This is a genomic window from Chryseobacterium sp. X308, assembly GCF_020733145.1.
GTDB classification, from domain to species: Bacteria; Bacteroidota; Bacteroidia; order Flavobacteriales; family Weeksellaceae; genus Chryseobacterium; species Chryseobacterium cupriresistens.
In genome coordinates this window covers 448,055-473,837 of sequence record NZ_JAJFZH010000001.1, presented here as the reverse complement: position 1 = coordinate 473,837, position 25,783 = coordinate 448,055, and the positions used below count along the sequence as shown (strand labels likewise).

The 25,783-nt window shown below is 36.5% G+C and carries 23 protein-coding genes; 13 read left to right on the top strand and 10 right to left on the bottom strand.

The window, feature by feature from the left end; genetic code table 11:
• The first annotated feature begins 11 nt into the window (after window positions 1–11).
• The 5 genes from LIV57_RS02115 to LIV57_RS02095 all read left to right on the top strand — a co-directional run bounded on the left by LIV57_RS02115 (window position 12) and on the right by LIV57_RS02095 (window position 5,459).
• Window positions 12–680 (top strand): hypothetical protein, encoded by a 669-nt coding sequence (locus tag LIV57_RS02115; protein ID WP_227941221.1) that lies wholly within the window; start codon window positions 12–14, stop codon window positions 678–680.
• Between the two features lie 17 nt (window positions 681–697).
• Complete coding sequence (locus LIV57_RS02110) at window positions 698–2,716, top strand: hypothetical protein (RefSeq protein ID WP_227941220.1); 2,019 nt, start codon at window positions 698–700, stop codon at window positions 2,714–2,716.
• Window positions 2,717–3,955, top strand: coding sequence for a hypothetical protein (locus LIV57_RS02105; RefSeq protein WP_227941219.1), 1,239 nt, complete (start codon window positions 2,717–2,719; stop codon window positions 3,953–3,955). It begins immediately after the preceding gene.
• A gap of 28 nt (window positions 3,956–3,983) precedes the next feature.
• Window positions 3,984–4,322, top strand: a complete 339-nt coding sequence (locus tag LIV57_RS02100) for a DUF6122 family protein (RefSeq protein ID WP_227941218.1) — start codon at window positions 3,984–3,986, stop codon at window positions 4,320–4,322.
• Window positions 4,323–4,388: 66 nt separating this feature from the next.
• On the top strand, window positions 4,389–5,459 hold the full coding sequence (locus LIV57_RS02095) for a calcium:proton antiporter (protein WP_227941217.1): 1,071 nt from the start codon (window positions 4,389–4,391) through the stop codon (window positions 5,457–5,459).
• A gap of 96 nt (window positions 5,460–5,555) precedes the next feature.
• On the opposite strand, the gene LIV57_RS02090 is transcribed toward LIV57_RS02095, so the two are convergent.
• On the bottom strand, window positions 5,556–5,936 hold the full coding sequence (locus tag LIV57_RS02090; protein ID WP_227941216.1) for a group III truncated hemoglobin: 381 nt from the start codon (window positions 5,934–5,936) through the stop codon (window positions 5,556–5,558).
• 201 nt (window positions 5,937–6,137) lie between these two features.
• Here LIV57_RS02090 and LIV57_RS02085 point away from each other — a divergent pair, with 201 nt between their 5' ends.
• The 5 genes from LIV57_RS02085 (at window position 6,138) to LIV57_RS02065 (ending at window position 12,989) form a co-directional block, all read left to right on the top strand.
• Window positions 6,138–7,130 carry a hypothetical protein gene (locus LIV57_RS02085; RefSeq protein ID WP_227941215.1) on the top strand — a complete coding sequence of 331 codons (993 nt, stop codon included), beginning with the start codon at window positions 6,138–6,140 and terminating at the stop codon, window positions 7,128–7,130.
• 392 nt (window positions 7,131–7,522) lie between these two features.
• On the top strand, window positions 7,523–10,642 hold the full coding sequence (locus LIV57_RS02080) for a M60 family metallopeptidase (RefSeq protein ID WP_227941214.1): 3,120 nt from the start codon (window positions 7,523–7,525) through the stop codon (window positions 10,640–10,642).
• Between the two features lie 348 nt (window positions 10,643–10,990).
• Window positions 10,991–11,962, top strand: coding sequence for an ion channel (locus LIV57_RS02075; protein ID WP_227941213.1), 972 nt, complete (start codon window positions 10,991–10,993; stop codon window positions 11,960–11,962).
• Window positions 11,962–12,450: a YkgJ family cysteine cluster protein gene (locus LIV57_RS02070; protein ID WP_227941212.1), complete on the top strand. Its 489-nt coding sequence runs from the start codon at window positions 11,962–11,964 to the stop codon at window positions 12,448–12,450. Before LIV57_RS02075 ends, LIV57_RS02070 begins: the two co-directional genes overlap by 1 nt.
• A gap of 236 nt (window positions 12,451–12,686) precedes the next feature.
• The gene (locus tag LIV57_RS02065) at window positions 12,687–12,989 is read left to right on the top strand and encodes a hypothetical protein (protein ID WP_227941211.1); all 303 of its coding nucleotides are present in this window, start codon (window positions 12,687–12,689) and stop codon (window positions 12,987–12,989) included.
• Window positions 12,990–13,031: 42 nt separating this feature from the next.
• On the opposite strand, the gene LIV57_RS02060 is transcribed toward LIV57_RS02065, so the two are convergent.
• From LIV57_RS02060 to LIV57_RS02045, 4 genes are all read right to left on the bottom strand, one after another.
• On the bottom strand, window positions 13,032–13,400 hold the full coding sequence (locus LIV57_RS02060) for an iron chaperone (RefSeq protein WP_227941210.1): 369 nt from the start codon (window positions 13,398–13,400) through the stop codon (window positions 13,032–13,034).
• Between the two features lie 129 nt (window positions 13,401–13,529).
• The gene (gene gdhA, locus LIV57_RS02055; protein WP_062673086.1) at window positions 13,530–14,888 is read right to left on the bottom strand and encodes an NADP-specific glutamate dehydrogenase; all 1,359 of its coding nucleotides are present in this window, start codon (window positions 14,886–14,888) and stop codon (window positions 13,530–13,532) included.
• A gap of 190 nt (window positions 14,889–15,078) precedes the next feature.
• On the bottom strand, window positions 15,079–16,188 hold the full coding sequence (gene dprA / locus LIV57_RS02050) for a DNA-processing protein DprA (RefSeq protein WP_227941209.1): 1,110 nt from the start codon (window positions 16,186–16,188) through the stop codon (window positions 15,079–15,081).
• A 33-nt stretch (window positions 16,189–16,221) separates the two neighbouring features.
• Window positions 16,222–16,989 carry a rhomboid family intramembrane serine protease gene (locus tag LIV57_RS02045; RefSeq protein WP_227941208.1) on the bottom strand — a complete coding sequence of 256 codons (768 nt, stop codon included), beginning with the start codon at window positions 16,987–16,989 and terminating at the stop codon, window positions 16,222–16,224.
• A 249-nt stretch (window positions 16,990–17,238) separates the two neighbouring features.
• Here LIV57_RS02045 and LIV57_RS02040 point away from each other — a divergent pair, with 249 nt between their 5' ends.
• Both LIV57_RS02040 and LIV57_RS02035 read left to right on the top strand, forming a co-directional pair.
• Window positions 17,239–18,165 carry a DUF3078 domain-containing protein gene (locus LIV57_RS02040; protein WP_227941207.1) on the top strand — a complete coding sequence of 309 codons (927 nt, stop codon included), beginning with the start codon at window positions 17,239–17,241 and terminating at the stop codon, window positions 18,163–18,165.
• Window positions 18,166–18,391: 226 nt separating this feature from the next.
• On the top strand, window positions 18,392–19,315 hold the full coding sequence (locus LIV57_RS02035; protein WP_202841914.1) for a DUF3078 domain-containing protein: 924 nt from the start codon (window positions 18,392–18,394) through the stop codon (window positions 19,313–19,315).
• 72 nt (window positions 19,316–19,387) lie between these two features.
• Here LIV57_RS02035 and sufD read toward each other — a convergent pair whose 3' ends face one another.
• From sufD to LIV57_RS02015, 4 genes are all read right to left on the bottom strand, one after another.
• The gene (gene sufD / locus LIV57_RS02030) at window positions 19,388–20,695 is read right to left on the bottom strand and encodes a Fe-S cluster assembly protein SufD (protein ID WP_227941371.1); all 1,308 of its coding nucleotides are present in this window, start codon (window positions 20,693–20,695) and stop codon (window positions 19,388–19,390) included.
• A 157-nt stretch (window positions 20,696–20,852) separates the two neighbouring features.
• Window positions 20,853–21,596 carry a Fe-S cluster assembly ATPase SufC gene (gene sufC, locus LIV57_RS02025; RefSeq protein ID WP_110009100.1) on the bottom strand — a complete coding sequence of 248 codons (744 nt, stop codon included), beginning with the start codon at window positions 21,594–21,596 and terminating at the stop codon, window positions 20,853–20,855.
• Window positions 21,597–21,830: 234 nt separating this feature from the next.
• Window positions 21,831–23,279, bottom strand: coding sequence for a Fe-S cluster assembly protein SufB (gene sufB / locus LIV57_RS02020; protein ID WP_062673097.1), 1,449 nt, complete (start codon window positions 23,277–23,279; stop codon window positions 21,831–21,833).
• A gap of 81 nt (window positions 23,280–23,360) precedes the next feature.
• Window positions 23,361–23,690, bottom strand: coding sequence for a HesB/IscA family protein (locus LIV57_RS02015; protein ID WP_062673099.1), 330 nt, complete (start codon window positions 23,688–23,690; stop codon window positions 23,361–23,363).
• A 296-nt stretch (window positions 23,691–23,986) separates the two neighbouring features.
• On the opposite strand from LIV57_RS02015, the gene LIV57_RS02010 reads away from it, so the two are divergent.
• Entirely contained in the window at window positions 23,987–24,838 is an 852-nt protein-coding gene (locus LIV57_RS02010) for a GLPGLI family protein (protein WP_227941206.1), read from the top strand.
• Between the two features lie 56 nt (window positions 24,839–24,894).
• On the opposite strand, the gene LIV57_RS02005 is transcribed toward LIV57_RS02010, so the two are convergent.
• The gene (locus LIV57_RS02005; protein WP_110009102.1) at window positions 24,895–25,758 is read right to left on the bottom strand and encodes a neutral zinc metallopeptidase; all 864 of its coding nucleotides are present in this window, start codon (window positions 25,756–25,758) and stop codon (window positions 24,895–24,897) included.
• Window positions 25,759–25,783 lie beyond the last annotated feature (25 nt).

The following is a 25,783-nucleotide window of genomic DNA, read 5'->3' as shown; positions in this document are numbered from 1 at the left end:
TTAACCTGATCATGAAAAAAATATTAAAACTATTTCTTCTTCTGCTTCCCCTGTTTTTTTTAACAAGCTGCTTCGATATCCTGGATAAGGTGAACTTAAAAGCTGATGGTACAGGAGAATATACCATTATTCTTAACGCAAGCAAGAGCAAAACAAGACTTGCTTCAATTTCTAAAATGGAGACCATCAACGGAAAAAAAGTTCCTAAAAAGTCAGAAATTGAAACTAAAATCAATGAGGCTGCCAGAATTTTTAAAGGAACTCCCGGAATCAGCAATGTGAAAACCTCCATGGATTTTGATAATTACATCATCAAGCTGAGCTGTAATTTCAAAAAGATTGAAAACATTAATGCAGGTCTGGAAAAACTGAAAGCCCAGAAAATATTGGGTAAAATGGTTCCGACTCAGGTTTACAGTCAGAATCTTGAAAAAAAGACATTGATAAGGAATAAAGTCAATACTTTCAAGGCTGATTATGACGAGATGAGTAAGGCAGACAAAGAGGTTTTTACTGATGCGAAATATACTTCCATCATGCAGTTTGAAACTCCAGTGAAATCACAATCGAATACTACTTATGTGCTTTCTCCCAACAAAAAAGCTCTTAAACTGGAAGCTGATATTCTGGACCTCATCCTTCAAAAAAAGCAAATTCAAAATACCATTCTTTTTCAATAAATTTCTAAACTATAGTCATGAAATCTATCTTATTAAAAACGCAAACCATTATTTTCGTTCTCTTTGGCTTTACATTGGTTTTCGGCCAAAACAGTATGAAAATCCCTTCCGATGCTGTATTTTATATGGAAGTCAACGGAAAGCAGCTTAATAATAAAATCAACTGGAATAAACTAAATCCTTTGCTGCATGAGCTCAGCAAAAAGAGTAAAGAAAAGCTTTCGTGGACAGATTATTCCAAAACAGGAATTAAATATGACGCTGTTCAATACCATTACGCAAGTTTTAATGATTCTATTAAGACCTACAATACTCATTTTATCATTGATAATAAGGAAAAGTTTCAGGAATTCATTAATTCTGTAAAGAAAAAAGGACAGGAAGTTTCCGGCAGAAAGAATTATTCTTATGTAGATATCAATGATGATATTTTTGTAGCGTGGAACGGGAGCCGTGCTGTTCTCAGTATGATCAGCTATACAAAACCTTATAAGGACCTTTGGGCAGAGGAAGCAGTTACAGACAGTACTGCTGTTGCAGTGGTAGACTCCGCTTACGCAGAACCGGGAGATACAGTGTATACCGAAGAACCGGAAAAACCTTTCGATTATAAAGAAGAAATTAAAAACCTGAAGGAAGATATCAAATACCTGAAAGAAAGTATTAAAGAAAACAACAACGAGATTGCAAGAATCCAGAAAGATATCAAATACCTGGAAAAACATCATAAATATCCTGCAGAGAAAGAAAGTGCTGAGAATTCTGAAAATGGAGAGGAAATGCCTGATGCGGAATATGATGAGGAAGAAGATAAAGCCTATCAGAAAGAGCAGGACTCTATCAGGAGAGAAAACTTCAAGGTTGTTAAAAAGAACGCTGAAGATCGTTTCGACCAATATTTCAGTTCAAACTTAGAGATTGACGTTCCAAAAGAAATGCTGGCTTTCAGAGATGCCAATTCTGATGTTTTTGTGTATACAGACTATGGAAGAATTGTAAATGAAGGAATTTATGGAAAAATGACGAAGTATTATGGCTACGGACAGTTTTTCAAAAACATGTACAACTCCAATTATGTATACAATCTGTATTTCGATAAAGATAAAGTAAGACTTGTCAATAATTATCAGCACAAAAATGCTGAGATTCAAAAGAATATTTCTGCCATTTATAAAGGGAAGAAAAACAAAAAACTGCTGGAGCTGATCAATGAAAAAAGTGTCGGTTACTATGCCATGAATGTGAATGGAGCAAAATGCTTTGACATGATGTACAGCCTTCTTCAGAACTCCGGGGAAAATGAGTACAAAAAAGAAATGGAACTGATCATGGAAACTATGAAGATAGTGCTGGATGAAGAAGCCATTGCCAAAATTGCACCTGGAAACGGAATCTTTGTTTTAAACGAGCTGAAATCCAAAAAAGTAGAATATACCGATTATGAATATGATGCAGATTTCAATGAAAAAGAAGTAAAGAAAACCAAAGAAATTGCTGTTCCTAATTTCACTTTCGCTTTTGCAACAGAGAATGAAGGCTATTGGAATCGTATTTTTGATATGCTGACCACCAATAAAAAGTTGTCTGAAAGATTCTCTAAAAAAGGAAATGTATACACCTTTAAGGAAGAAAAAAACGGCGGCTATGTTGATCAGTTATTCTTTACTGTGAAAGATGGAGTAGTGTATCTTATGAGTTCAGCAGATAATAATTTACCGGTAAGCCAATCTGATATTTCCAGAAAATGGGCAAAAGACTCCGCTAAATATCCATTGTCCGGCAGACTGGATATCCAGAAGCTTTTAACAGGATTAGACAAAGAATTCAAAACTCCGAAAGAAAGAAAAACATTAGAGGCGATCAAAAAAAATGTGGGTGAGCTGTATTATAAAACAGAAGTAAAAGGAGAAAGCATCCAGACTGAGATGAATTATAACATCAAAGATTCTTCAGAAAACAGCTTAATGTATTTCTTTGATATATTCGATCAGGTTTTTAAAACAAAAGAAACAGAAAAGAAGCCTCAAATTTTATAGATGAACAAAAAGAAGATTATTGTCCCGTTATTTTTATTGCTGGCTGTTGCAGTATATTTTATAGCTTTTTACAAAGATAAAAGCCTTCAATATATTCCTGATAACGCAGATGCAGTCGTCTTAATCGACACGAAGAAATTAACGGGACAATACCTCTTCAGTTTAGTAACCCATCCTTCAAAATGGTCCGGAAGCAAAGCAAACAGTAAAACCTCCGGTTCACTGAAAGATTCAGGAATCAGAATTCCGGATTTTCTACAGATATTTCATATTAAAGACACTAAATTTTCAGAATGGTACAGTGTTTTAGAGCTTAAAGATTCGCAAAAATTCATTACCTGTTTAAAGAAACAAGACTTTGTGGCCAAAGGAAATAACGTTTTTCAGAAAGATCAGTTTTTCTTTATGATCAACGGGAACCATTGCATTGCAGGAACTTCTGACCTTGCTTTTGGAACCATTCAGAAAAAACTTCTCCACCAATCCGGACATTCTGTTTGGGAGGCAGGCCGTTTTATTCAAAATACAGTGGGAAGCATTTCATTCATTTCAGGGCAGAAAATCCGAAACTTTTCCATTGAGCTAAATGAGGACGAAATTGAAATCAAGAATAATTCAAATCCGGAGATTTTTAATACAATTGCTTCAAAATTTGAGAAAGGAAATCATTTTCTGGAACTTGAATTAGACAGAGAAAACATCAGGAATTTTACCCGTTTTTTCAAAAAAAGTATAGCAGATTCTTCACAGATAACATCTTTAAAGGCTGCTGCAGATCTTAAACAGATCAATGATACCATCGTCACGTATGAATATGATGATAATTTTAATGAAGTTGAAAAAAAGACGGTTCAAAAGATCACCCAGCCCAGCTATATGATCGATATTCTGAGTAATGATCCTGAGAAAACCTGGCAATATTTCCAGTCTGAAAAATGGATCAACAACGAAAATCAATTTACTGCAATTCCCTTTCAACCTAATAAAATCACGCAAAATAATAAAGGTGTTACGATAAAATCAACCCGGAATCCGATATCATTATCCAGCCGGTTAAAGCAAAACTATATTATGATCAGAAATAATGCTTTGCTGTATTCTTCTTTGAAAATGCTGAGTGACAGTGAAAAAAAGATCATTTCTGACATTGATTACGTATTGTATGGGAACAAGGCTCAGAATTATTGGGTAAAAATAAAAGCGAAGAAAGGAGAATTACCCTTACTTTTACGGTGGTAAGCACAGAACCCGAATAAAACTTTCTTAAATGGCTCCATCAGATATCGCACTGCTCAAAACTTTTACCCATTATTTTTTGCATCTTGTTTTTCCGGTCTTTATTGCATTGATTTTTTATCGTAAAAACTGGAAAAGGGCATATTTTATTCTTCTTGCTACCATGCTGGTAGATCTTGACCATCTTTTTGCCAATCCAATTTTTGATCCTTCAAGAGGAAGCATAGGTTTTCATTTCTTACATTCTTATTATGCCATTGCGGTGTATTTTTTGCTGTTGTTCTTTAAAGGAAATATCAGGATAATAGGAATCGGGCTTCTGTTTCATATGTTAACAGATTATCAGGATTTTAACTTCTGGCCTCATTAAAATATTATTAATATTTTCTTTTAATATTGAAATTATTATAGATTTTTTGTATTTTGTAGTCACGATATGAGACTAAAAGAACTTTTACATTATACCTATATTTTTCCTATTCTGGCAGCAGGATACTACTTTTCCGGTTTGATGGGAAGTGGTGTTCTTTATGATGTGCTTGCCGGCATTTTATTAATCGGAAGTGTTTTATCTGCAGTGCATCATGCTGAAGTGGTAGCTCATAAAGTAGGGGAGCCTTTCGGAACCATCATTCTGGCTCTTTGTATCACCATTATTGAAGTCGCGCTTATCATCTCGCTGATGGTTGCCGGCGGAGATCAAGCGATCACGCTGGCCAGAGATACCGTTTTTGCTGCCGTAATGCTTATTCTCAACGGAATTCTTGGAATATGTATTTTGGTAGGTGGCGTTAAATATCATGAACAGTTCTTTGCAAGAACTTCAGCAACCACTTATCTGGTGAGTATTGTTTCTATTCTGGTACTTACCCTTGTTCTTCCCAATTTTACATCAAGTGTCAACGGACCATTCTATAACGAAGCACAGCTTATTTTTATATCCATAGCATGTCTTGCCATTTACGGGGTTTTCCTGATGGTACAGACCGTTCGCCACAGAAGCTATTTTATTGTTCCTGATGAGCATCCTGAAGAACATTATATACCTTCGTTATCAAAAACTCTTATCAGCTTTATTTTTCTGGTAATTTGTCTTGTTATTGTCGTGCTGATGGCGAAAGGGTTATCCGATACCATAGAAGCAATGGTACAAAGCCTTGGAGCTCCGAAATCTCTGGTGGGAGTCATTATTGCTGCCGTGGTTCTTCTTCCAGAAGGGGTGGCAGCGATCCGTGCGGCAAGAGCCAATCAAATCCAGTCCAGCTTAAATCTGGCATTGGGTTCTGCACTGGCAAGTATCGGTCTTACTATTCCTGCGGTTTCAGTAGTGTGCATCATGTACAATATTCCACTTGTATTGGGATTGGACAAAAAAGACATTATTCTGCTTTCTTTATCCGTATTTATTGTAATGCTTTCATTGAGCCGGGGTAAGACAAACATCCTTTACGGAACTGTTCTGCTGGTGAATCTGGCAGCCTATATCTTTACAGTGATTGTTCCATAAAAAGAAAAAGTACAAAATTACATATCTGTCTATCTGTGAAATCAATCCAGGAATTTTACCTTGATATCTATATCCCGTACCCCGAATCCCGTATCACTATAACCTTCTCGCCAGCTCCATCTTAAAGGCCATGAGTTTGGCTATATTCTCGGATTTATAGACCGCCATATCTGCATTTTCTCCTACGAAATTTTCTTCAATAGTAGTACGCCAAAGCAGCAGCCATCGGTCAAAATGTTTCTGTTCCATAGCCTGTATCTCGTTAATCGGGAAGTGTACGCCCATTGGGTTTCCTTTATAAGTCATCTGTCCGAAAAGGATAGACTCCCAGAAAGAATACATTTTAGGAAGATGCTGATCCCAGTCTACCTTAGCGATATCGTTAAAAAAGAAACCGATGGTTTCATCTTTAACAACTTTGTTGTAAAATGAATTGACAAGGTGCTCAATGTCTTCTCTTGATTCAAGCTTTTTCATAGTTCAAATTTAGTATAATTCGTATTAAAAATTCCATTCCCGAAATTGATAAATTTCATATTAACAGTGTTTTAGAGTAAAACAAGAAACGATAAGAAGAAAAATTAGGAAAGATTAAAATTTGATTAATTCTCAAAAAAAGACTTTAAAAGAATTCGTTTTTTGTAAATTTAATTATTAAACACTAAAAAAATTATTAAAATGATCAAAAAAATCAATTCTATCTGTATTCTCTTATTGATGTTTTCGGTATCATGTTCAAGGGATGAAGTGAGTGCTATTAATGATGATTCAGAAAAAGTAAACTATTCTCAAGTAAACAAATCACAAATGACGGAGGCAGAGATGCTTCAGCAAGGCTGGAAAATTGTAGACGAGTTTAAATTGCCAGGTAGCAATAGTTTGGGTGCGAACTCTACTTCGCCTGATGAAGAACGCGAAATCCCTTTCAAGGCAAATCACCTGAAGGATATGGGATATGATGTAAGTTATTCCGGAGAAAGAACACGGTTGAAAAACGTTTTTGCTTATTCCGGCCAGGTTCCGGATGGAATTATATTTAATCCAGACCTTTCTGTAGATGGAGATGCCCGGAATACAGCTCCAAACCCTAATGTTTCCATTGTTTTGGGAACTCCTGAGGTAACCATAAAAACAGACGGTGCAGATCTACCGGACAATGCCTATACTACGGAGGCAATTAACAATGGAGACAGAGAAAGTGAAATTACGGTAACCTATTCTTATAAAAAGGGATACTCTACGTCCTGGAAACGTACTGTATCGGGGTCATTTGAGGTGGCCGCATCGGTTTCTGTTGATATTCCGCTGGTTGCAAAAGCTTCAGCAAGCACAAAAGTCGTGGTGGGTGGAGATACAACGGAAGGTACGGAAAATTCTGAAGAAATTACCGAAACCAGCAGCTACAAGACCATTGTACCTGCTCATTCTAAAAAAACAATTTCTGTCCTGACAAAATTGAAAGGATCATCCGTTGAATACTTTGTACCGATGAAATTAAAAGGAAGATTACAGGCGAACTTTCCTTCTCCCGTAGATGGACATTACTATTGGGCTTTTCCCATTGAAAACTTCCCTGATTTTCTGACCAATATACACGGAGAGTCAGGGATCGTAAAATCTGTCAGCAATGTAAGTGTTACGGTAATGGAGTCGCCCGCACAAAAGATATAAGCTGCACTTACCATAAAAGTTCAAGTGCGATGCTGAAATTTGGAATCACCCAATTATAAATGGGTGATTCCAAATTTCAGAAATAGATGTAATAATTCAATAGCAATAGTTCCGCATGATATTGGCCTTGATTTTTGTCATTTTCAACAGTTTAATGTAGGATATATCAGATAAGATAATTCAACTGGTAGTGTATTTTTGAAAACAGGTAGGTATTGATTCTTTCAGTTATTTTTAATTCTTAATTTAGAAAGGAAATTACATAATTTGAAAGCTTTTCTTCTTTATTAATCATTTTTTGGCAAAACAGTTTTTAGCTGAAAATCTTTCAATTATATCGCTTTTATAGCAATAGCTCTGAATAAATTTTATTAATCAAAAATTACAACAAGATGAAAAAAAATTATTTTATTCTTTTATTTCTGTTCTTTTTACAGATAGTTTTTGCTCAGCAGTATAAAATGCCTGTAGCTTATGCAAGTTCGTTACAACCACCACAACCCGGACAGGAAGCAGGAATGTGTAATGATAATAATGTGAATACACTTTATCATTCCCGGTATAATTTAAGTACAGCACTTCCGGATCAGTTAAATTTCAAATTTTCCAGTCGGGTAAAAAGTGTAAAAAGGTTGGTATACAAGCCCAGAACAACGGGTCCTAATGGAATCTGGACCAGTGTGAAGGTTTCCTATTCTACGCAATCCGATCCTTCTGTTTTTATTACAGCAACCGGAATTATTTCCTGGGCATCAGACAATACGGCAAAAACAATAGATTTGCCAATAGCAATTGTTCATCCCGATGTTATTAGGGTTGATGTTCTAACTGCTCAAAATAATTTTTCAAGTTGTGCAGAGATGGAGTTTTATTCTGAAGAACAGATGGATCCTGTACAGACAGAATGTATACTTCCCACCAATGAGTTTTCAGCTTATGCGGATATTCCTGTGTTGCCCCAGGTGGCAGGATCTTCGGCTACAAGTTTCCAATCAGGAGAAAATATAGAAAAATCCTTTGATGGTGACGTCAATACACTTTATCATTGCAGCTGGAATGCAACGGCAGCCACTTTTCCCATTTCTCTGATTTATAAGTTTGACGGGCAGACATCTATGAATTATTTAAGGTACACCCCAAGACAAGATGGTGGGCCAAATGGTCTTTTCGGAAATATAAAAATAAGCTATAATACCATTTCTAACCCTGCTTATGTTGATATTGCTACTCAAAATTTTGGACAAACGAGTACTATTAAAACGGTAGTTTTTCCTTCTGCTATTACTCCTTTAAATATAAAAATAGAGGTTCTTGATGGTAAAAATAATTTTGCCAGCTGTGCTGAAATGGAATTTTTTCAGAACAGCCCTAATAGTTTTAATCCTTCAGCTTATTCAAATATTTTTAATGATACTACTTTCAGTACTTTAAAACCAACAGTAACCCAGCAGGATATTGATGCAATTTCCTCACCTTTCATTAAAGGGTTAGCGCAGTGTTTATTTAATAATACCTACAATAGAAAATACAGAGTTCAGACTTTTACTGCATATAAAACAATTGAGTCCATAAACAACCAGTATAAGGTAGGGAATTATAATGGCTATGAAAATCCGACAGGGTTAGCATTTCAGGCTAATACTACTGCTATTGTTTTTGCCAAAGATATTACGGCGGCAAACAAAGTGTATTTAAAAGTACGAGATTTTGCTACTGAAGGTGCTTCTCCTGAAAAATCTTATGAATTGAAAAATGGACTGAATATTCTTAATATTACAAATGGCGGACTTGGATATATTTCATATTACACTGATGATGTAAATGCACTACCTATATCAGTAAATATCACAGCAGGGATTGTAAATGGTATATATAAAAAGGGTACAACGCCTGCAGAATGGATTGAAATGCTAACTAATGATGTATATCCAAAAATTGATATTGAAGGGTATTACACAAAACTGCTGATTGATAAGTCTGCCGTAAGCAATTTCCATTTCACCACCGCTCAGCCTTTAATTGATAAATACGATGCAATTGTTAAATCTGAAAGAGAAATGATGGGCTTTTTTAAGTTTAATAAAAATCTTAAAAACAGACAGCTTGTTTACACAGAATCTTCTGGAGGCTGGTATGCAGGAGGCCTGGGTGCTCATCTAGATCTCACTTGGGGGCTTTCAAATTCTGCTTCAGCAACTGGCCTGGACTTTTGGGGAGTAGCTCATGAATTAGGGCATGTCAATCAGATTAGGCCTGGACTAAGATGGACCGGAACGACAGAAATTACAAATAATATGTACTCGCTTTGGGCATATTACAATTTGTATTCACCAACAGGAGCTAACAGATTTACAAGACTGGAAGGTGAAATTGCTGATAAAACGGCTTTCCCTAAAGTGGCAGGAAACAGATTTGGAGAAATTATTATTCAAACCCAAATTAACGGGAAGAGTATTATGGATCAGTTCAGAACAGATTATGTGAATCCTGCAGATGCAAATTTCAGAAGCCTTATTCCGTTTTGGCAATTAGAATTGTATTATCAATTGGCGGGTGCTTCAAAAAGTGCTTCTACGCTTGCATTTGATTCGGATATGTCAGATGAAGATACACCTCCGGTTGTACCTGCTGTTCCGGGAATAGATTATGCACATTGGTTTGCTACAGTAGCTGAGAAAGTAAGAAATACAAACGAAACCCAGCTTACCCAGGGACAAATGGTCATGAATTTTGTGAAAAATACCTGTGACGCTGTGCAGGAAGACCTTACAGATTTCTTTACCAATACAGGTTTTTTAAAACCTATTAATGCTACAATTTCAGATTACTCAAACGGTCAGCTTACGATTACACAAAGTATGATTGATGATGTGAAAGCCTATGTCTTAATGAAGGGATATGCAAAACCAGTATCTCCTGTAATTAATTATCTTTCGGCAAATAGTGTGAATGCATTTAAAAATCTTCTGCCTGTTTCAGGGATTACAGGAATTGGGGCCCAGATTGTGAACAATGCACAAGGTCAATTTTTATTGGTAAATAATTCTAAGTGGAATAATGCTGTTGCATTTGAAACTTATGATGCAGGTGATCAGCTCATCAGCGTTTCTATTGTAGGAACAGGAGATACGACATTGGCTAATACCTATGTTGATTTCCCTTCCAATGCTTTGAAAGTGTATGCGGTAGGATATAACGGGCAAAAAATTCTTGTTTATCCGGCAAATACTTTAGCTGTTAAGGATAGCAAGACAAATAATAATGACTTTATTGTTTATCCGAATCCTTTAAAAAATGGACAAAAACTGATTATTCATATTAAAAATTCACGAGAAAATCTGAACACAGAATTATATGATATGGCTGGGACATTATTGATTTCAGCAAAAGGCTCTTTAAGTGATATCAATAAGGAAATTAACGATAAAATAAAAGATTTTAAAGCTGGAATTTATGTTATTTCCATAAATAATGGAACCAATAAATATCAATCTAAGATTATTAAAGAATAATATAGGTAATTAATTTGCCGGAATTTGAGATTACCCAATTGTCCCCGCATAAAACGCTATTGTGTAAATGGGGTTTAATAAATGATATAAACAGCAGAAAACTTTGAATTTCTGCTGTTTTTTTATTCATTTTGAGTAAACAGCTTTATAGAAAATCCGTGGTAAGATTATCTATCATCTGAAGGGAGTAATTTAAAAAAATGATTACTTAAAAAATTAAGCATCATAATGCGTTCTATGCTTAACTTTGCCTTTTAAAATATCTGTATGCTGAAAGAAAGAGCTAATCATCAACTGGCTTATTGTAGAGGAAAAATCATAATATAACAAAGTCAAAATGATTAAAAAATGACAGGAGGATTCAGAAAAAAAATCCGTCAGAAAAATGCGGAAAACAGTGGTTTCGGAACCAATGCATCCGGAAGATTTATCAATAAAGACGGCCTCCCGAATGTTCAGAGAAGGGGAGTGAATGTTTTTAACAGGCTAAGCTGGTACCACACCATGCTGAATCTCTCCTCATTCCGTTTTATATCTTATCTGGTTATTGCTTATATTATCATTAATCTTTTGTTTGCAATGATCTATTATCTGATTGGGGTAGAGCATCTTACCGGAATTGATAAGAGTGATCCGCTCAATGAATTTATCGATGTCTTTTTCTTCAGTTCCCAGACATTTACTACGGTTGGATATGGAAGAATAGCTCCTGTAGGCTTTTTGGCAAGTCTTGTAGCCACATTTGAAGCTTTTCTGGGATTGCTTACCTTTGCCATTGCAACAGGGCTTTTCTACGGAAGATTTTCAAGACCCCGGGCATATCTTAGATTTTCTGATATAGCAGTTATTGCTCCTTTTCAGGAATCTTCAGCATTAATGTTCAGGCTTGCTCCCTATAAAAACAATGCATTGACGGATGCAGATGTAATTGTATCAGTGGCTATCGAAGTTGTGGAAAACGGAGTTGCCAAAAGCAATTTTTACCGGCTTACAACACAGATGAGCAAGATCAATACACTGGCCCTCAACTGGACTGTAGTGCATAAAATTGATGAAAACTCTCCGTTTTATGGCTTTTCTGAAGAGGATTTTAAAAATACGGATATTGAGCTTATTGTGCAGGTTCGCGCATTTGATGAAGTGTTTTCAAACACTGTGGTTCAAAGATCTTCATATACTACGGGAGAAATTGTGTATGGAGCCAAATTTGTTCCGATGTACTATCCAAATAAGGAAAACCTTTCAACAGTACTGGATCTGGATAAAATCAATGAATATAGGAAAGAGGAGCTTCCGGAATCAGTGAGAAATAAAGAATAATGGATTTAGATTTTTATAAAAAACAGGCGATACAAAAGCAGAAAGAGCACAAGAAATTTCTGGACGGGCTAAAAAAGAAACCTCCCAAAAATCTCGATTATATAGTGCAGGAGACCCATGATGAAGTTTTTGAGGAAATTGACTGCCTGCAGTGTGCCAATTGCTGCAAAACAACAGGCCCGCTTTATACCGAAAAAGATATTGAGCGAATTGCCAAGCATCTCCGAATGAAGTCTGCAGACTTTGAAGCAAAGTTTTTAAGGGTGGATGAAGATAATGACAAAGTTCTGCAAAATCTTCCCTGCTCTTTTCTGAACAGCGATAATACATGCTCTATCTACGACGTAAGACCGAAAGCCTGTCGTGAATATCCTCATACGGACCGTAAGAAGATTTATCAGATCAATAACCTGATGCTGAAAAATACGGTAATCTGCCCGGCGGCATTTGAATTTGTAGAAAAAATGATGAAGAATGTGACAAAGTAAGCCTAAGGCGGGGAGCCGGATGATGGAAGCAGGAAGCTCTTATCGTTGATCATAAAACCTGTTATTTCTACTCTAATAAACTTCCAACTTCCAACATCCCTCTTCCAGCCAATTCAACCGGGCTCGTTTTTGCAAATTCCTCTTAAATAATTATAAAGTACGTTAAATAAACTTTTTACACATAATTTTCTAAATGATGCTTCGTTTAAGTTAAACAATCATTTAAATATTACATTATGAAAAAGTTATTTTTAACGGCAGCGTTTACATTAGTCGGAGTAATCGCAGTATCAGCACAGTCAACACCACAAAAGCCAGCCGATACTTCTACTAATAACCCTACGACAACTCAAACCCAACAACCGAATACGCAGACTACAAGTCCTGCGGATCCAAAGAATCAACAGGACAAATCACCTGCCACTACAATGGAAACTGCACCGGCAACTGACCCGTCAGTAAGTACAACACCTACTGATGCCACTAAGCCTGCAGATACTCCTAAAGAGGAAAAGAAAGACAAAAAGAAGAAAAAGTAAGCACTTTAGCAAACACTAGTCGGAATCCTGAAATCTTGTATTTCAGGATTTTTTTTGTTCAATTTCTTGTGCTCTGAACAGGATGATCTTAATGATCAGATCGAGCGGAAGACTTTCATGAATTGGAAACTGTACGGCTCCTTTAGAGAATTTATATTTTCTATCTTTAAAATCTGTCTCAAAAGTACGGATGCCTTCAGCTCCCGGATAGAATCCGATATGTTTTTTATATCCGGCAAAATAAATCAAAGGTTTTCCTTCGTACCGGAAGGCGGGCATCTGATACCCAATATATTCTTCAATATCCGGAACCTGTACATGAATAACTTTTCTAAGTTCTTGAAGTTTCTTCTGTACTTCTACCGGAAACAGAAGAATATATTCATCAATATTGGTAAAGGTGTTTTGCATAATATAAAAATAAAAAAAGCACTGCATATAGCAGCGCTTTCTCCTTTCACTTTTTACTTTTTTCCCATTATCCCGGGAACAGGCTATATCAAAAAAGGTCGGGATTTTTTCCCAACCTTTGTTTTTTTGTTACACAACTCCTTGAGCCAACATTGCTTCTGCTACTTTTACGAAGCCTGCAATATTTGCACCTTTTACGTAGTTCACATAACCGTCTTCGTCTTTTCCGTAGTCTCTGCAAGCTTTGTGGATACCGATCATGATTTCCTTTAATCTTGCATCAACTTCTTCAGAAGTCCAGTTAAGACGGATAGAGTTCTGAGTCATTTCTAATCCTGAAGTCGCAACACCTCCGGCATTGGAAGCCTTACCAGGAGAGAATAATACTTTATTGTCTAAGAAATAGTTGATTGCATCTAGTGTAGAAGGCATGTTAGCTGCTTCAGTTACACAGATACATCCGTTTTCAACTAATTTTCTTGCATCATCTAAATCTAATTCGTTTTGAGTTGCAGAAGGGAAGGCAACATCACACTTCACATCCCAAGGACGTTTTCCGGCATGGAACTCAGCAGATGGATATTTTTTAGCATAGTCTTCAGCTCTGTTGTTTCCTGAAGATCTAAGTTCCAATAAATAATCGATCTTTTCTCCGCTGATACCATCTTTATCGTAGATATATCCGTCAGGACCAGAGATTGTTACAACTTTAGCACCTAATTCTGTTGCTTTTTTGATAACTCCCCACGCTACGTTTCCGAAACCTGATACCGTTACGATTTTATCTTTGAAATCCTGTCCGATTGTTTTAAGCATCTGCTCAGCAAAGTATACTACACCGTATCCTGTAGCTTCAGGACGGATTAATGAACCTCCATAAGCAAGGCCTTTTCCTGTAAGGACTCCTGTAAACTCGTTTCTGATTTTCTTGTATTGTCCGAATAAATATCCGATTTCTCTTGCTCCAACACCGATATCTCCTGCAGGTACGTCTGTTTCAGGACCGATGTGCTTGCATAATTCTGTCATGAAAGCCTGGCAGAAACGCATTACTTCCATATCAGATTTTCCTTGTGGATCAAAATCAGAACCTCCTTTTCCACCTCCCATTGGAAGAGTTGTCAAAGAGTTTTTGAATACCTGCTCGAAAGCTAGGAATTTAAGAACGGATAGGTTTACAGTAGGGTGGAAACGGATTCCTCCTTTGTATGGTCCAATAGCAGAGTTCATTTGAATTCTGAAACCTCTGTTAACCTGAATTTCTCCTTTATCATCAACCCATGGAACTCTGAAAATAATAATTCTTTCAGCTTCAGCCATTCTTTCAAGCAGCTTCATTCCGGTATATTCTTTTTTAGTAGCAATGAATGGAATTACGGTTACGGCAACTTCTTTTACAGCCTGTAAAAATTCCGGTTCGTTAGGATTTTTTGCTTCAATTTTTGCAATAAACTCTTGGATTTTCTGGTCAATATTATATTGTTCCATATATTAAGGTTGAATATTATTGTCAACAAATTTAATTTTTTTTTCAAGATTCACAACACTATATTTTAACATTGTTAAAAATTAAATAATAATGTTTCGTAATATTATTAAATTAATAATTTATGTTCAAATTTTATTAAAAATGAAATGTTATGTGTGAAATAATGCAGTATTAAGAAATCGTTAAATCTTAAATTGCGATGAATTGCCTCCCGGAAAATGATTTTACTTTCCCTAAAAGTTCCAATTCCAAAATTATTGGTAAGATTTTGTGGGTAGGAAGATCAATTTTCTGTGCCAGATCATCTAAAGAAATCTGAGGCTGGTCTTTAATAGATTGATATATTAAATTCTGATTGTCAGATAATTGGGGAATAGTCTCGCTATAAGGAAATAACTCTTCCATTTTTTCTTTGGGTTCATTTAATCCAAGGAGTCCGATAAGATCTTTCAGGGTCGAAATGGCTGTCGCTTTATTATGGAAAATCAGCTGATTACAACCCTGGCTGGAGCTGTCCGTAATTTTTCCGGGCAGGGCAAAAACATCACGGTTATAATCATTAGCAAAAGCTGCGGTGCTTACAGAACCTCCTCCAAAACCGGTTTCCACTACAATCGTTGCCGGAGATATTCCTGCCACAATTCTGTTTCTCTGGATGAAGTTTTCCCGATCCGGTTTTCTGGATGAACTAAACTCCGTGATTAATGCACCACCTTCCAGTAAAATTTTTTCAGATAGTTTTCTGTTTTTGGCAGGATATAAATATTTAAAACCATGGGCAAGAACAGCCACCGTAGGTTTTTGATGACGAATAGACTGTTCGTGAACCTCTTTGTCGATTCCCAAAGCGAGGCCGCTCACCGTTACATATTTTGAAGATTGTGTCGCTTCGAAAAAATCGTCAAGGAATTGTTTCCCATACGCTGTCATATTCCGGGTTCCTACAATACTTACCTTAGGTTGTATATTTTCAATATTCCCTTTTTGATAAAGGATAGCCGGTGCGTCATTACATTCGTTAAGCAGGGAGGGCGTTTCTTTAAGGTGTTTCAGCCTGATTTGAATATTATTTTTTTTGCAAAAATTTAATTCATCTTCTGCAAATTCCAAATGAGATGTATTTCCAATATCTGAAACTGTTTTCTGTCCTATTCCATCAAGTTGTTTATACTCTTTTTTTGCTCTTTTCCAGACCTCCTGGGCGCTTCCGAAAGTATGGACAAGCTTATGAAAATGGATATCACCAATCTGGCTGCACTCGCGGAGGGCGATGGCATAGAAGTATTCTTCGGAATTCATGTGTGTTTTTTTTCAAATGTAATGAAATAAGTTTTATCTTTTTCTTAATTCATCCAAATGATCCCAGATGTCATCTTTTTTCTTGTAGGGAAGCTCCATAAAATCTTCAGGATGGTTTTCCCTGTATTCCTGCCATAATTTATCATCCTTTTCGCTGTAATAATTCGGAAACTCCCAGATAAATTTTTTCTTCTTTTCTCCCACATTTTTAAAAGCAAATGCAATGATACTGCCTACCACAGCTCCGGAAAGGTGGGCCTGCCATGAAATTTTACTCGGTTCCTGCATGTTGTAGAACAGTTCCTCAGGAAGCATTCCCCAAACCAGACTGCCATAATAAAGCACAACAAGCATTGAAATCGTAAGAAGTTTTGTATTCCATTTAAAAACGCCGCTGAAGAAAAGGAAAAAGGCAAGCACATATACCACACCGCTGGCCCCAATGGTGCAGGTGTACATATATTCACCGGTAAGAATATCAATAGGAGGAAGAAGCCACACTAATAGTCCTGTTGCCAGCCAGCCGATGATAAAGACTTTGTTGGCGACTACCGGATAAAACTGATACAGCAAAAACATAAGGGCTGCTATCGGAATAGAGTTTCCTATAATATGATCGATATTTCCATGTAAAAGGGGAGAGGTAATAATGCCAAGCAATCCCTCGGGTAAGAGGGGAATAATGGCTCCAAAACAGCTTTGAAAGAAGCCCTGCATTTGTAAAAAGTACCCGAACCACATTGCTGAAAGCATCAGCAATGGATAGATAACCGCTCTTTTGGAAATTACATTTTTGAACATGTGGATTTTACGTCAAATCAAAAGCCAATGATAAATTTCGGAAAATTTGTCGATGAATAAGTTTCTACCGGCCTGATTTTAAGACAAAAGGTATTAAATTTAACTTTTGAACTCATTATTTGGCATTGATTTTATAGAAATATCTTGTTATGAGGTAATTAAACTTTATAGAAATTGGTTCTTTTAAAGCTGAATTTAGCTTTTAAAAAAATTATATTAATATTTTTGCATTGAAAATTATTTAGAGTAATGAAGAAGTTTTTATTGATTCTTTCCTGTTTTATGGGAATGTATGCAAGTGCACAAGAAGAATTGAAAAAAGATTCCGCAGTGGTAGACACCATAAAATACTGGTCGGTTTTAGGAAAAAACACATTAATGATTAATCAGGCTGCCTTTTCAAACTGGGTAGGAGGTGGGGCCAATAACGTGGGATGGCTTGCCGGAATGAATTATAATCTGACGTATGAAAAAGATAAAGACCTTTGGGAAAATATCATTATTCTTGGATATGGGCAGAATGATACAAAAGGCCAGGGAATCAGAAAAACACAGGACGTTATTAATGTTTCTACCAATTATGGGCGAAAATTTTCAAAAAGCTGGTATTTCTCTATGGGTGCAGGATTTCAATCACAGTTTGCTGCAGGATATGAAGATGGAAATAATCCTGACGCAAAAAAGATATCCAATTTTATGGCGCCAGGCTACCTGAACGTCGGGATGGGTATCACATACAGGCCCAATGATGATCTCACGGTAACGTTACGTCCTACCAACGCCAGATGGACATTTGTACTGGATAAAGACCTTCAGACAGCAGGGAGCTATGGTCTAAAAAATGATGGAGATACTTCTTTATTACAATTCGGTTTTCTGGGTACAGCAATGTATAAATTGAAAATAATGGAAGATATTTATTTAACCAATACAGCGTCTGTCTTCTCGAATTACCTTGACCACCCGGACAGATTAGTTCTTGCCTATGGAGCTTTGCTGAATTTAAAGGTAAATAAATACATATCCTCCAATGTGACCGTAGATTTGCTATACGATCATAATCAGATAGAGAAAACACAGCTGAAACAAACTCTTGGAATCGGATTTGCCTATACGCTGGCAAATGGTGTAAAACGTTCTGATCGCAAAGACAGCCAGTGGTGGATCAAAAAATAGTCAGAATATTTATATTTTAATTAAAACACTTCAGAAATGAGGTGTTTTATTGTTTTTTAAATGCCTGAATTTTAAGTTGACTTAAGTTTGTGAGTCGTAATTTTGTTTTTTAAGTCGTTTGTTTTCAGTTGATAATGATGTATTTTTTAATTATGTTAAATTCATTTTAAAGTGAATTTTATGTCGGCATAAATTATTATTTATACATTTGTAATAAATCAACATTATGAAAAAACTTTTATTGATCAGTTCTATCTCTTTTGGGGCTGCAGCACTCGCTCAGGAGGCTAAGACGGAAGCTCCGGTATCAGACACAGCTAAAGCATGGTCTATTCAGGGACAAAATACATTAATGCTTAATCAGGCTGCCTTTTCAAACTGGGTAGGTGGAGGAGCCAACAACGTAGGTTGGCTTGCCGGCGTTAATTACAACCTGACCTATGAAAAAGGGAAAGATCTTTGGGAAAATATTATTATTCTGGGGTACGGACAAAATAACACACAAGGAACAGGAGTTAGAAAAACGCAGGATGTCATTAATCTTTCTACAAACTATGGTAGAGAATTTGCAAAACATTGGTATTTATCTGCAGGGGCGGGGCTTCAGACTCAGTTTGCTCCGGGTTATGAAGATGGAAATAATCCTGATGCAAAAAAGATTTCCAATTTTATGGCTCCCGGATATCTGAGTGTAGGAGCAGGGGTTACATACCGTCCCAATGATAATCTTACAGTTACTTTACGGCCTGCGAATGCCAGATGGACTTTTGTTTTAGACGAAGATCTTCAGAAAGCAGGAACTTACGGTCTTAAAAACGATGGAGATTCTTCTCTTTTCCAATTCGGTTTTCTGGGAACGGCAATGTACAAACTGAAGATTATGGAGAATATAACCTTACTGAATACGGCTTCTGTATTCTCAAACTACCTTGATCACCCGGACAGGCTTGTCCTTGGATATAGCGGAGTTTTGAGCATGAAAATCAATAAATATATTTCTACCAACGTTACCCTTGACCTTTTGTATGACCATAATCAGATATGGAAGACCCAGCTGAAGCAGACATTAGGCGTAGGATTGGCTTATAATTTTGATAACGGTAAGAAACGTTCAGAAAATAAAGATAACCAAAGCTGGTTGAAAAAATAAGAGACACACAATCTGTAAATACAATAAAAAAGCACTTCATTTGAAGTGCTTTTTTATCAATATATATAAGTTTTAAAATTCTATATCAACTTCTAATTTCTCAGCCAGCAGCTTTGAAATTTTCTCTTTTAGAGGCTCAATATCAATATTCTGCATAGCATCATTAGCAAAAGCATATAAAAGTAATGCCTGAGCTTCTTTTTTCGAAATTCCTCTGGCTCTCAGATAGAATAAAGCATCTTCATTCAATTGTCCTACTGTACATCCGTGAGAACATTTAACATCGTCTGCAAAAATTTCTAACTGAGGTTTTGTATCAATACTTGCTCCTTCGCTTAGCAATACATTGTTGTTTTGTTGATAAGCATTTGTCTTCTGAGCAATTTTGTCCACAAAAACTTTTCCGTTGAACACTCCGTGAGCATTCCCATCAAAGATTCCTTTGTAGTTCTGATAACTTTCACAGTTCGGGAAGTTATGGTGAACCGCTGTATGGTGATCTACCAGCTGATCTTTTCCGATGATGGTGATCCCGTTCATGAATGAATTGATATTGGATCCGTTATGAATAAAATCAAGGTTGTTTCTTACCAGTTTACCTCCGAAAGAGAATGTGTTTACCGTAGTTAAGCTGTCCTTCTCCTGTTTTGCGAAAGTATTATCGATAAGATAGGTTGTGTTGTTATCGTTCTGAAGTTTGTGCCAGTCAGCTTTCGCATTCGGGTATGTAAAGATCTCTGTTACAGAGTTGGTCAATACATAAGTACTGTCAAAATTATGGTGGCTTTCAATCACTTCTACTTTTGCTCCTTCTTCTACGATCAAAAGGTTTCTGGTATTGTAGAATGTGTTTTCTTCCTGATTCTGAGAAATATAAAAAACGTGGATTGGCTTTTCAATCACTACATTTTTAGGAACTTTAAGGAAGAAGCCATATTTGCAGTAAGCAAGGTTCAGGTTCGTAAAAGCCTGTTCTTTAGAAGCAATGGTATTGAAATATTTTTCAAAAACCTCCTTATGTTTCTCATCATTCAATGCATAATTGAATGAAAGGAACTCCACATTTTCAATAGAAACTTTAGAAAGTTCTTTGTGAAGTTTACCGTTTACAAAAACAATCCAATCAAAATTCTCTTCACCAAGATGCAGTTCATCAAACTGCTCTTTAGTGATATTGTGGTGCTCTTTCGGGAAGAAGTTGTAGCTTTTTTCCGTGATCTCCTTTAGATTGGTATATTTATATTCTTCGTCTTTTTTAGTAGGAAAACCAAGGTTTGTAAATTTCTGAAGCGCTGTTTTTCTTTCCTCATCCAGAAATCTGTGACGAAGACTCTCCAAAAATTCACTATGGTTCTCTATAATTTGTTCTTTTAATGCCATTACTGGTATATCTGTGGTTCGCACCATTTTTTCTTTTTTTTGAACTAAAATATTGTTATTCCGAGGAATAGGAATCCAATTTTTACTTTAGAGATTCATGTTTGCTGCACTTCATGAATGTTGCAATAAATTCAAATCTCAAATAGTAAATTTCAAATTAATTTAAAAGCCAGTCGTAACCTTTTTCTTCAAGCTCCAATGCTAAAGATTTATCACCGGTTTTGATGATTTTCCCGTCTGCTAACACGTGAACGAAGTCAGGCTGAATATAATTAAGCAATCTTTGATAGTGGGTAATCAGAAGAACTGCATTTCCTTCATTTTTAAAGTAGTTTACTCCATCTGCAACGATTCTTAAAGCATCAATGTCAAGTCCTGAATCGGTTTCATCAAGAATAGCCAATTTCGGATTAAGCATCATCATCTGGAAGATCTCGTTTCTTTTCTTTTCACCTCCGGAGAATCCTTCGTTCAATGATCTTGAAAGAAAATCTTTTTTGATTCCCAGTTTTTCAGATTTTTCACGGATTAGTGCAAGCATTTCTTTTGCCGGCATTTCTTCCAGTCCGTTTGCTTTTCTTGTTTCGTTTAAAGCGGCTTTGATAAAGTTCGTTACAGAAACTCCCGGAATTTCTACAGGATACTGGAAAGAAAGGAAAATTCCTTTGTGAGCTCTGTCTTCAGGAGCATCTTCGCTGATGTCTTGTCCGTCAAAAAGGATCTCTCCACCAGTCACTTCGTAATCTTCTTTTCCCGCAATTACAGAGGAAAGGGTAGATTTACCGGCTCCGTTCGGCCCCATGATAGCGTGAACTTCGCCCGGCTTTATTTCAAGATTAATCCCTTTTAATATTTCTGCGCCATCTTCAATTTTGGCGTGAAGGTCTTTAATTTGTAACATTCTTGCTAACTTTTGCTTTATAATTGTGTGAGCTTCTCATTGTGTATTCACATTGTCTTTAACTGAAGTATTTCCTCAGCGGACAGATAGAAGCTTTTTATATTTTATTTTACTAGTAATCTTCTGAGAAGATTATAATTTATTTCCCGTTGATAACGGTTGGTCATCTGATAAAAACTCTGAAAACCTTGCCTTTAAATCAGTTGGTTTTTATCTGAAAATCCTTTTAAAAGATTAACCTACCGAACCTTCTAATGAAATTTCAAGTAGTTTCTGTGCTTCAATAGCAAATTCCATTGGAAGCTTATTTAAAACTTCTTTACTGAAACCATTTACAATCAGAGCAATAGCTCTTTCTGTGTCAATACCTCTCTGGTTACAGTAGAAAATCTGGTCTTCCCCGATTTTTGAAGTCGTAGCCTCGTGTTCTAACTGTGCCGTAGGATCTTTAATTTCAATATAAGGGAAAGTGTGGGCTCCACATTCATTACCCATCAGCAAAGAGTCACATTGTGAAAAGTTTCTGGCTCCTTTTGCAGAAGGCATTACTTTCACCTGTCCTCTGTACGAGTTCTGGGATTTTCCTGCAGAAATACCTTTGGAAATAATCGTTGATTTGGTGTTTTTACCAATGTGGATCATTTTTGTTCCTGTATCTGCATATTGGTGGTTGTTGGTTACCGCAATAGAGTAGAACTCTCCGATAGAATTGTCTCCTTTTAAGATACAAGAAGGATATTTCCATGTTACAGCTGAACCTGTTTCAACCTGTGTCCAGGAGATTTTTGCATTTCTTTCGCAAAGTCCTCTCTTCGTTACAAAGTTGAATACACCTCCTTTTCCTTCTTCATTACCAGGATACCAGTTCTGTACTGTTGAATATTTAATTTCAGCATTGTCTAAAGCGATAAGCTCTACAACCGCTGCGTGAAGCTGGTTTTCATCTCTTGACGGTGCTGTACATCCCTCAAGATAAGAAACATAACTTCCTTCATCAGCTACAAGAAGCGTTCTTTCAAACTGTCCTGTTCCTGCCTGATTGATACGGAAATAAGTAGAAAGTTCCATCGGGCATTTTACTCCTTTAGGAATATAACAGAAACTTCCGTCAGAAAATACTGCGGAATTCAATGCTGCATAGAAGTTATCTCCTCTCGGAACTACTTTTCCAAGATATTTTCTTACCAGATCAGGGTGGTTTTTAATAGCCTCAGAGATCGAGCAGAAAATAATTCCTTTTTCTGCCAGTGTATCTTGGAAAGTGGTTTTCACAGAAACTGAGTCCATTACGATATCTACAGCAACTCCTGAAAGTCTTTTTTGCTCTTCGATATTAATCCCTAGCTTTTCGAATGTTTTCAATAGTTCAGGATCTACTTCGTCAAGGCTTGCCAGTTCAGGCTTTACTTTTGGAGCAGCATAGTAACGGATTGCCTGAAAATCTGGTTTTTCATATTTGATATTAGCCCACTCAGGCTCTACCATTTTCTGCCAGATTTTGAAAGATTCCAATCGCCATTCAGTCATCCATTCCGGCTCTTCTTTTTTAGCAGAGATGGCACGGATGATATCCTCGTTTAAACCAGTCGGGAAGTCTTCATAATCAATCTTCGTCTCCCAGCCGAATTCATATTTTTTATTTTCTAGATCGACTCTTAAATCGTCTTCTGTATATTTACTCATTATTTTTTTTTAGGTTTCAGATTAGATTTCAGAAGTCAGAATAACTCTGAGGTCTGAAATCTAGGATCTAATGTCTTTTCTCTAAAGACTAAATGATTCCCCGCATCCACATGTTCTGGATGCATTCGGGTTGTTAAAAACAAACCCTTTTCCGTTCAATCCTCCTGAATACTCAAGAGTTGTTCCTGCTAAATAAAGGATGGATTTTTTATCTATAATAATTTTAATGTTATTATCTTCAAAAATCTGATCTGTGTCTGTTTTTTCGTTGTCAAACTTTAAAACATACTCTAAACCAGAGCATCCGCCGCTTTTTACCCCTACTCTTATATAATCTTCAGCAGGGTTAAAACCATCTTCCGTCATTAACTGGATGGCTTTCTCCTTTGCATGGTCTGATACTTTTATCATTGTATTTATTTAGAATGATTTAATGATGCAAAAATACAAACTAATTTCCGCAATCTCAAATCGAAGATGTCTATTTTAATGATTATGATATTAATAGCAATTTATCAAAGGATAAATGATGTTAAAAAAAGATAAATTGAGCCGTTTTCTGTTAAGGTTTTATTCATAATTTTAACCTTGAATCGTATTTTAAATCTATAAGGAAGACATATAATCAAGCAATAAGGGAGAAAACTTGTCAAAAATAAGGTACAATAAATCTTTCTTTTAATAATGCTCAATAAATAAAAATATAAATGAAAAAAATAGGTATTATCGCATTGGCGCTCTTCATACAAAATGTTTCTGCACAAACCAACAGATTTGTATATCAGGTGACGATGAAGCCTGATGCTGAAAATAAAGCAGATATCAAGACTGAAAATGCTTATCTGGATATTTCTCCGGAAAAATCTGTGTTTTATTCTGAAAACAGAATCAAAAGAGATTCTATTATGCAAAAAGCATTTCAGAGCGGAGGCGGAAGAGTAAGCATCAACAGAGATCAGATGGAAGGATTGAGAACGAATATCAGCTATTCCATTGAAAAAGATAAAACCAATCAAAAGACCTATTTCAAAGACAGAATTGGGCGTGATATCTATTCGTACGAAGAAGACAGACCTCTGAACTGGAAAATAGAGCCAGAAACGAGAAAAATCGGCGAGTATAAAGTTCAGAAAGCTGAAACCGATTTTGGAGGAAGAAAATGGACAGCATGGTTTACAACAGATCTTCCTTATCAGGACGGACCTTATAAATTCGGAGGACTTCCGGGGTTGATTGTAAAAGTGGAAGATGATAAAGGAGATTATTCTTTTGATCTCATGAAAAACTATAAAATTGCTGAGTTTCCAACTTTGAATCAGTTTGGAAATACTTTGAAAGTAAAAAGAACAGATTATATCAAACAGCAGCAAAAATTTAAAGCTGATCCGATGTCATTCATGAGTCAGGGTACAGGAGGTATCAGTGCTCCGATGAGAGTAGGTGGCGGTGGAAGAGGCTCTGGCGGCGGAAACCAAAATCCTGCTGATATGAGAAAAAGAATGGAAGAAAGGGTGAAAGAAGAGGCTAAGAAAAATTCAAATCCGATCGAATTGCAATAAATAAAAAAGCGGTCTTGACTTAAGACCGCTTTTTGTATCATTTAATTTTGATAAAACTATTTCAACAACTGGTTGAAAGTATCACCCTGTCTGATATCTCCGGTGTTGTACCCTTTCATAAACCATTCTTTACGCTGAGCAGAAGATCCATGGGTAAAACTTTCCTGATTCACATATCCCTGTGCTCTTTTCTGAATATTATCATCGCCAACCGCTTCGGCAGCATCTATGGCAGACTCAATATCTCCCGGTTCCAGAATATGTTTGCTGTCATTGGTTCTTTTTGCCCATACTCCGGCATAGAAATCAGCCTGTAATTCTGTAGCAACGGATACTCTGTTCATCTGTTCTTCGGAATATCTTCCGCTTCTTCTTAGCGCATCCACTTTCTGCGTAGTTCCTAAAAGAGTCTGAACATGGTGTCCTACTTCATGCGCAAGAACATAAGCTACCGTAAATTCTGTTACTTTAGCTCCGAATTTTTGCTGAAGTTCACCAAAAAAACTCATATCCATATAGACTTTCTGATCTGCCGGGCAATAGAATGGTCCCATGGCAGATTGAGCAGTACCACATGCTGAAGATGTTGTATTTTCGAAAAGAACTACCTGAGGAGCACTGTAAGTCATTCCATTTTCCTTAAAAATCTGATCCCAGGTAAGAATATTCCATTTGGCCATCATATCAACCATTTCTCCAACTTGTTTTTCATCGGCAGTAAGCTCTCTCTGTTCCCCGGAATTTCCTGAAGGCTGCATGCCTCCGGAATTCAAGATACCGGATGGGTCACCTCCCAAAAAGAATACGATGGCTGCTATAATTAAAGTTCCGAGTCCGCCTCCTACAATCATACCGCCACTTCCGCCTCCTGAACCACGGCGGTCATCAACGTTTCCGCCTCTGTCGTCTGTCCATTTCATACTAATAAATTTATGGGTTAATTTA

Excerpts from the sequence above, each read along its gene's own strand:
- LIV57_RS02085 (WP_227941215.1), top strand. The coding sequence starts at position 6,138 with ATGATCAAAAAAATCAATTCTATCTGTATTCTCTTATTGATGTTTTCG.
- LIV57_RS02015 (WP_062673099.1), bottom strand. The coding sequence starts at position 23,690 with ATGATAAAAGTATCAGACCATGCAAAGGAGAAAGCCATCCAGTTAATG.
- LIV57_RS02095 (WP_227941217.1), top strand. The coding sequence starts at position 4,389 with ATGAGACTAAAAGAACTTTTACATTATACCTATATTTTTCCTATTCTG.
- LIV57_RS02060 (WP_227941210.1), bottom strand. The coding sequence starts at position 13,400 with ATGCAAAACACCTTTACCAATATTGATGAATATATTCTTCTGTTTCCG.
- LIV57_RS02080 (WP_227941214.1), top strand. The coding sequence starts at position 7,523 with ATGAAAAAAAATTATTTTATTCTTTTATTTCTGTTCTTTTTACAGATA.
- LIV57_RS02045 (WP_227941208.1), bottom strand. The coding sequence starts at position 16,989 with ATGTTCAAAAATGTAATTTCCAAAAGAGCGGTTATCTATCCATTGCTG.
- dprA (WP_227941209.1), bottom strand. The coding sequence starts at position 16,188 with ATGAATTCCGAAGAATACTTCTATGCCATCGCCCTCCGCGAGTGCAGC.
- LIV57_RS02010 (WP_227941206.1), top strand. The coding sequence starts at position 23,987 with ATGAAAAAAATAGGTATTATCGCATTGGCGCTCTTCATACAAAATGTT.
- LIV57_RS02005 (WP_110009102.1), bottom strand. The coding sequence starts at position 25,758 with ATGAAATGGACAGACGACAGAGGCGGAAACGTTGATGACCGCCGTGGT.
- gdhA (WP_062673086.1), bottom strand. The coding sequence starts at position 14,888 with ATGGAACAATATAATATTGACCAGAAAATCCAAGAGTTTATTGCAAAA.
- LIV57_RS02075 (WP_227941213.1), top strand. The coding sequence starts at position 10,991 with ATGACAGGAGGATTCAGAAAAAAAATCCGTCAGAAAAATGCGGAAAAC.
- LIV57_RS02070 (WP_227941212.1), top strand. The coding sequence starts at position 11,962 with ATGGATTTAGATTTTTATAAAAAACAGGCGATACAAAAGCAGAAAGAG.
- LIV57_RS02100 (WP_227941218.1), top strand. The coding sequence starts at position 3,984 with ATGGCTCCATCAGATATCGCACTGCTCAAAACTTTTACCCATTATTTT.
- LIV57_RS02105 (WP_227941219.1), top strand. The coding sequence starts at position 2,717 with ATGAACAAAAAGAAGATTATTGTCCCGTTATTTTTATTGCTGGCTGTT.
- sufC (WP_110009100.1), bottom strand. The coding sequence starts at position 21,596 with ATGTTACAAATTAAAGACCTTCACGCCAAAATTGAAGATGGCGCAGAA.
- LIV57_RS02040 (WP_227941207.1), top strand. The coding sequence starts at position 17,239 with ATGAAGAAGTTTTTATTGATTCTTTCCTGTTTTATGGGAATGTATGCA.
- LIV57_RS02065 (WP_227941211.1), top strand. The coding sequence starts at position 12,687 with ATGAAAAAGTTATTTTTAACGGCAGCGTTTACATTAGTCGGAGTAATC.
- LIV57_RS02035 (WP_202841914.1), top strand. The coding sequence starts at position 18,392 with ATGAAAAAACTTTTATTGATCAGTTCTATCTCTTTTGGGGCTGCAGCA.
- LIV57_RS02115 (WP_227941221.1), top strand. The coding sequence starts at position 12 with ATGAAAAAAATATTAAAACTATTTCTTCTTCTGCTTCCCCTGTTTTTT.
- LIV57_RS02110 (WP_227941220.1), top strand. The coding sequence starts at position 698 with ATGAAATCTATCTTATTAAAAACGCAAACCATTATTTTCGTTCTCTTT.
- sufD (WP_227941371.1), bottom strand. The coding sequence starts at position 20,695 with ATGGCATTAAAAGAACAAATTATAGAGAACCATAGTGAATTTTTGGAG.
- LIV57_RS02090 (WP_227941216.1), bottom strand. The coding sequence starts at position 5,936 with ATGAAAAAGCTTGAATCAAGAGAAGACATTGAGCACCTTGTCAATTCA.
- sufB (WP_062673097.1), bottom strand. The coding sequence starts at position 23,279 with ATGAGTAAATATACAGAAGACGATTTAAGAGTCGATCTAGAAAATAAA.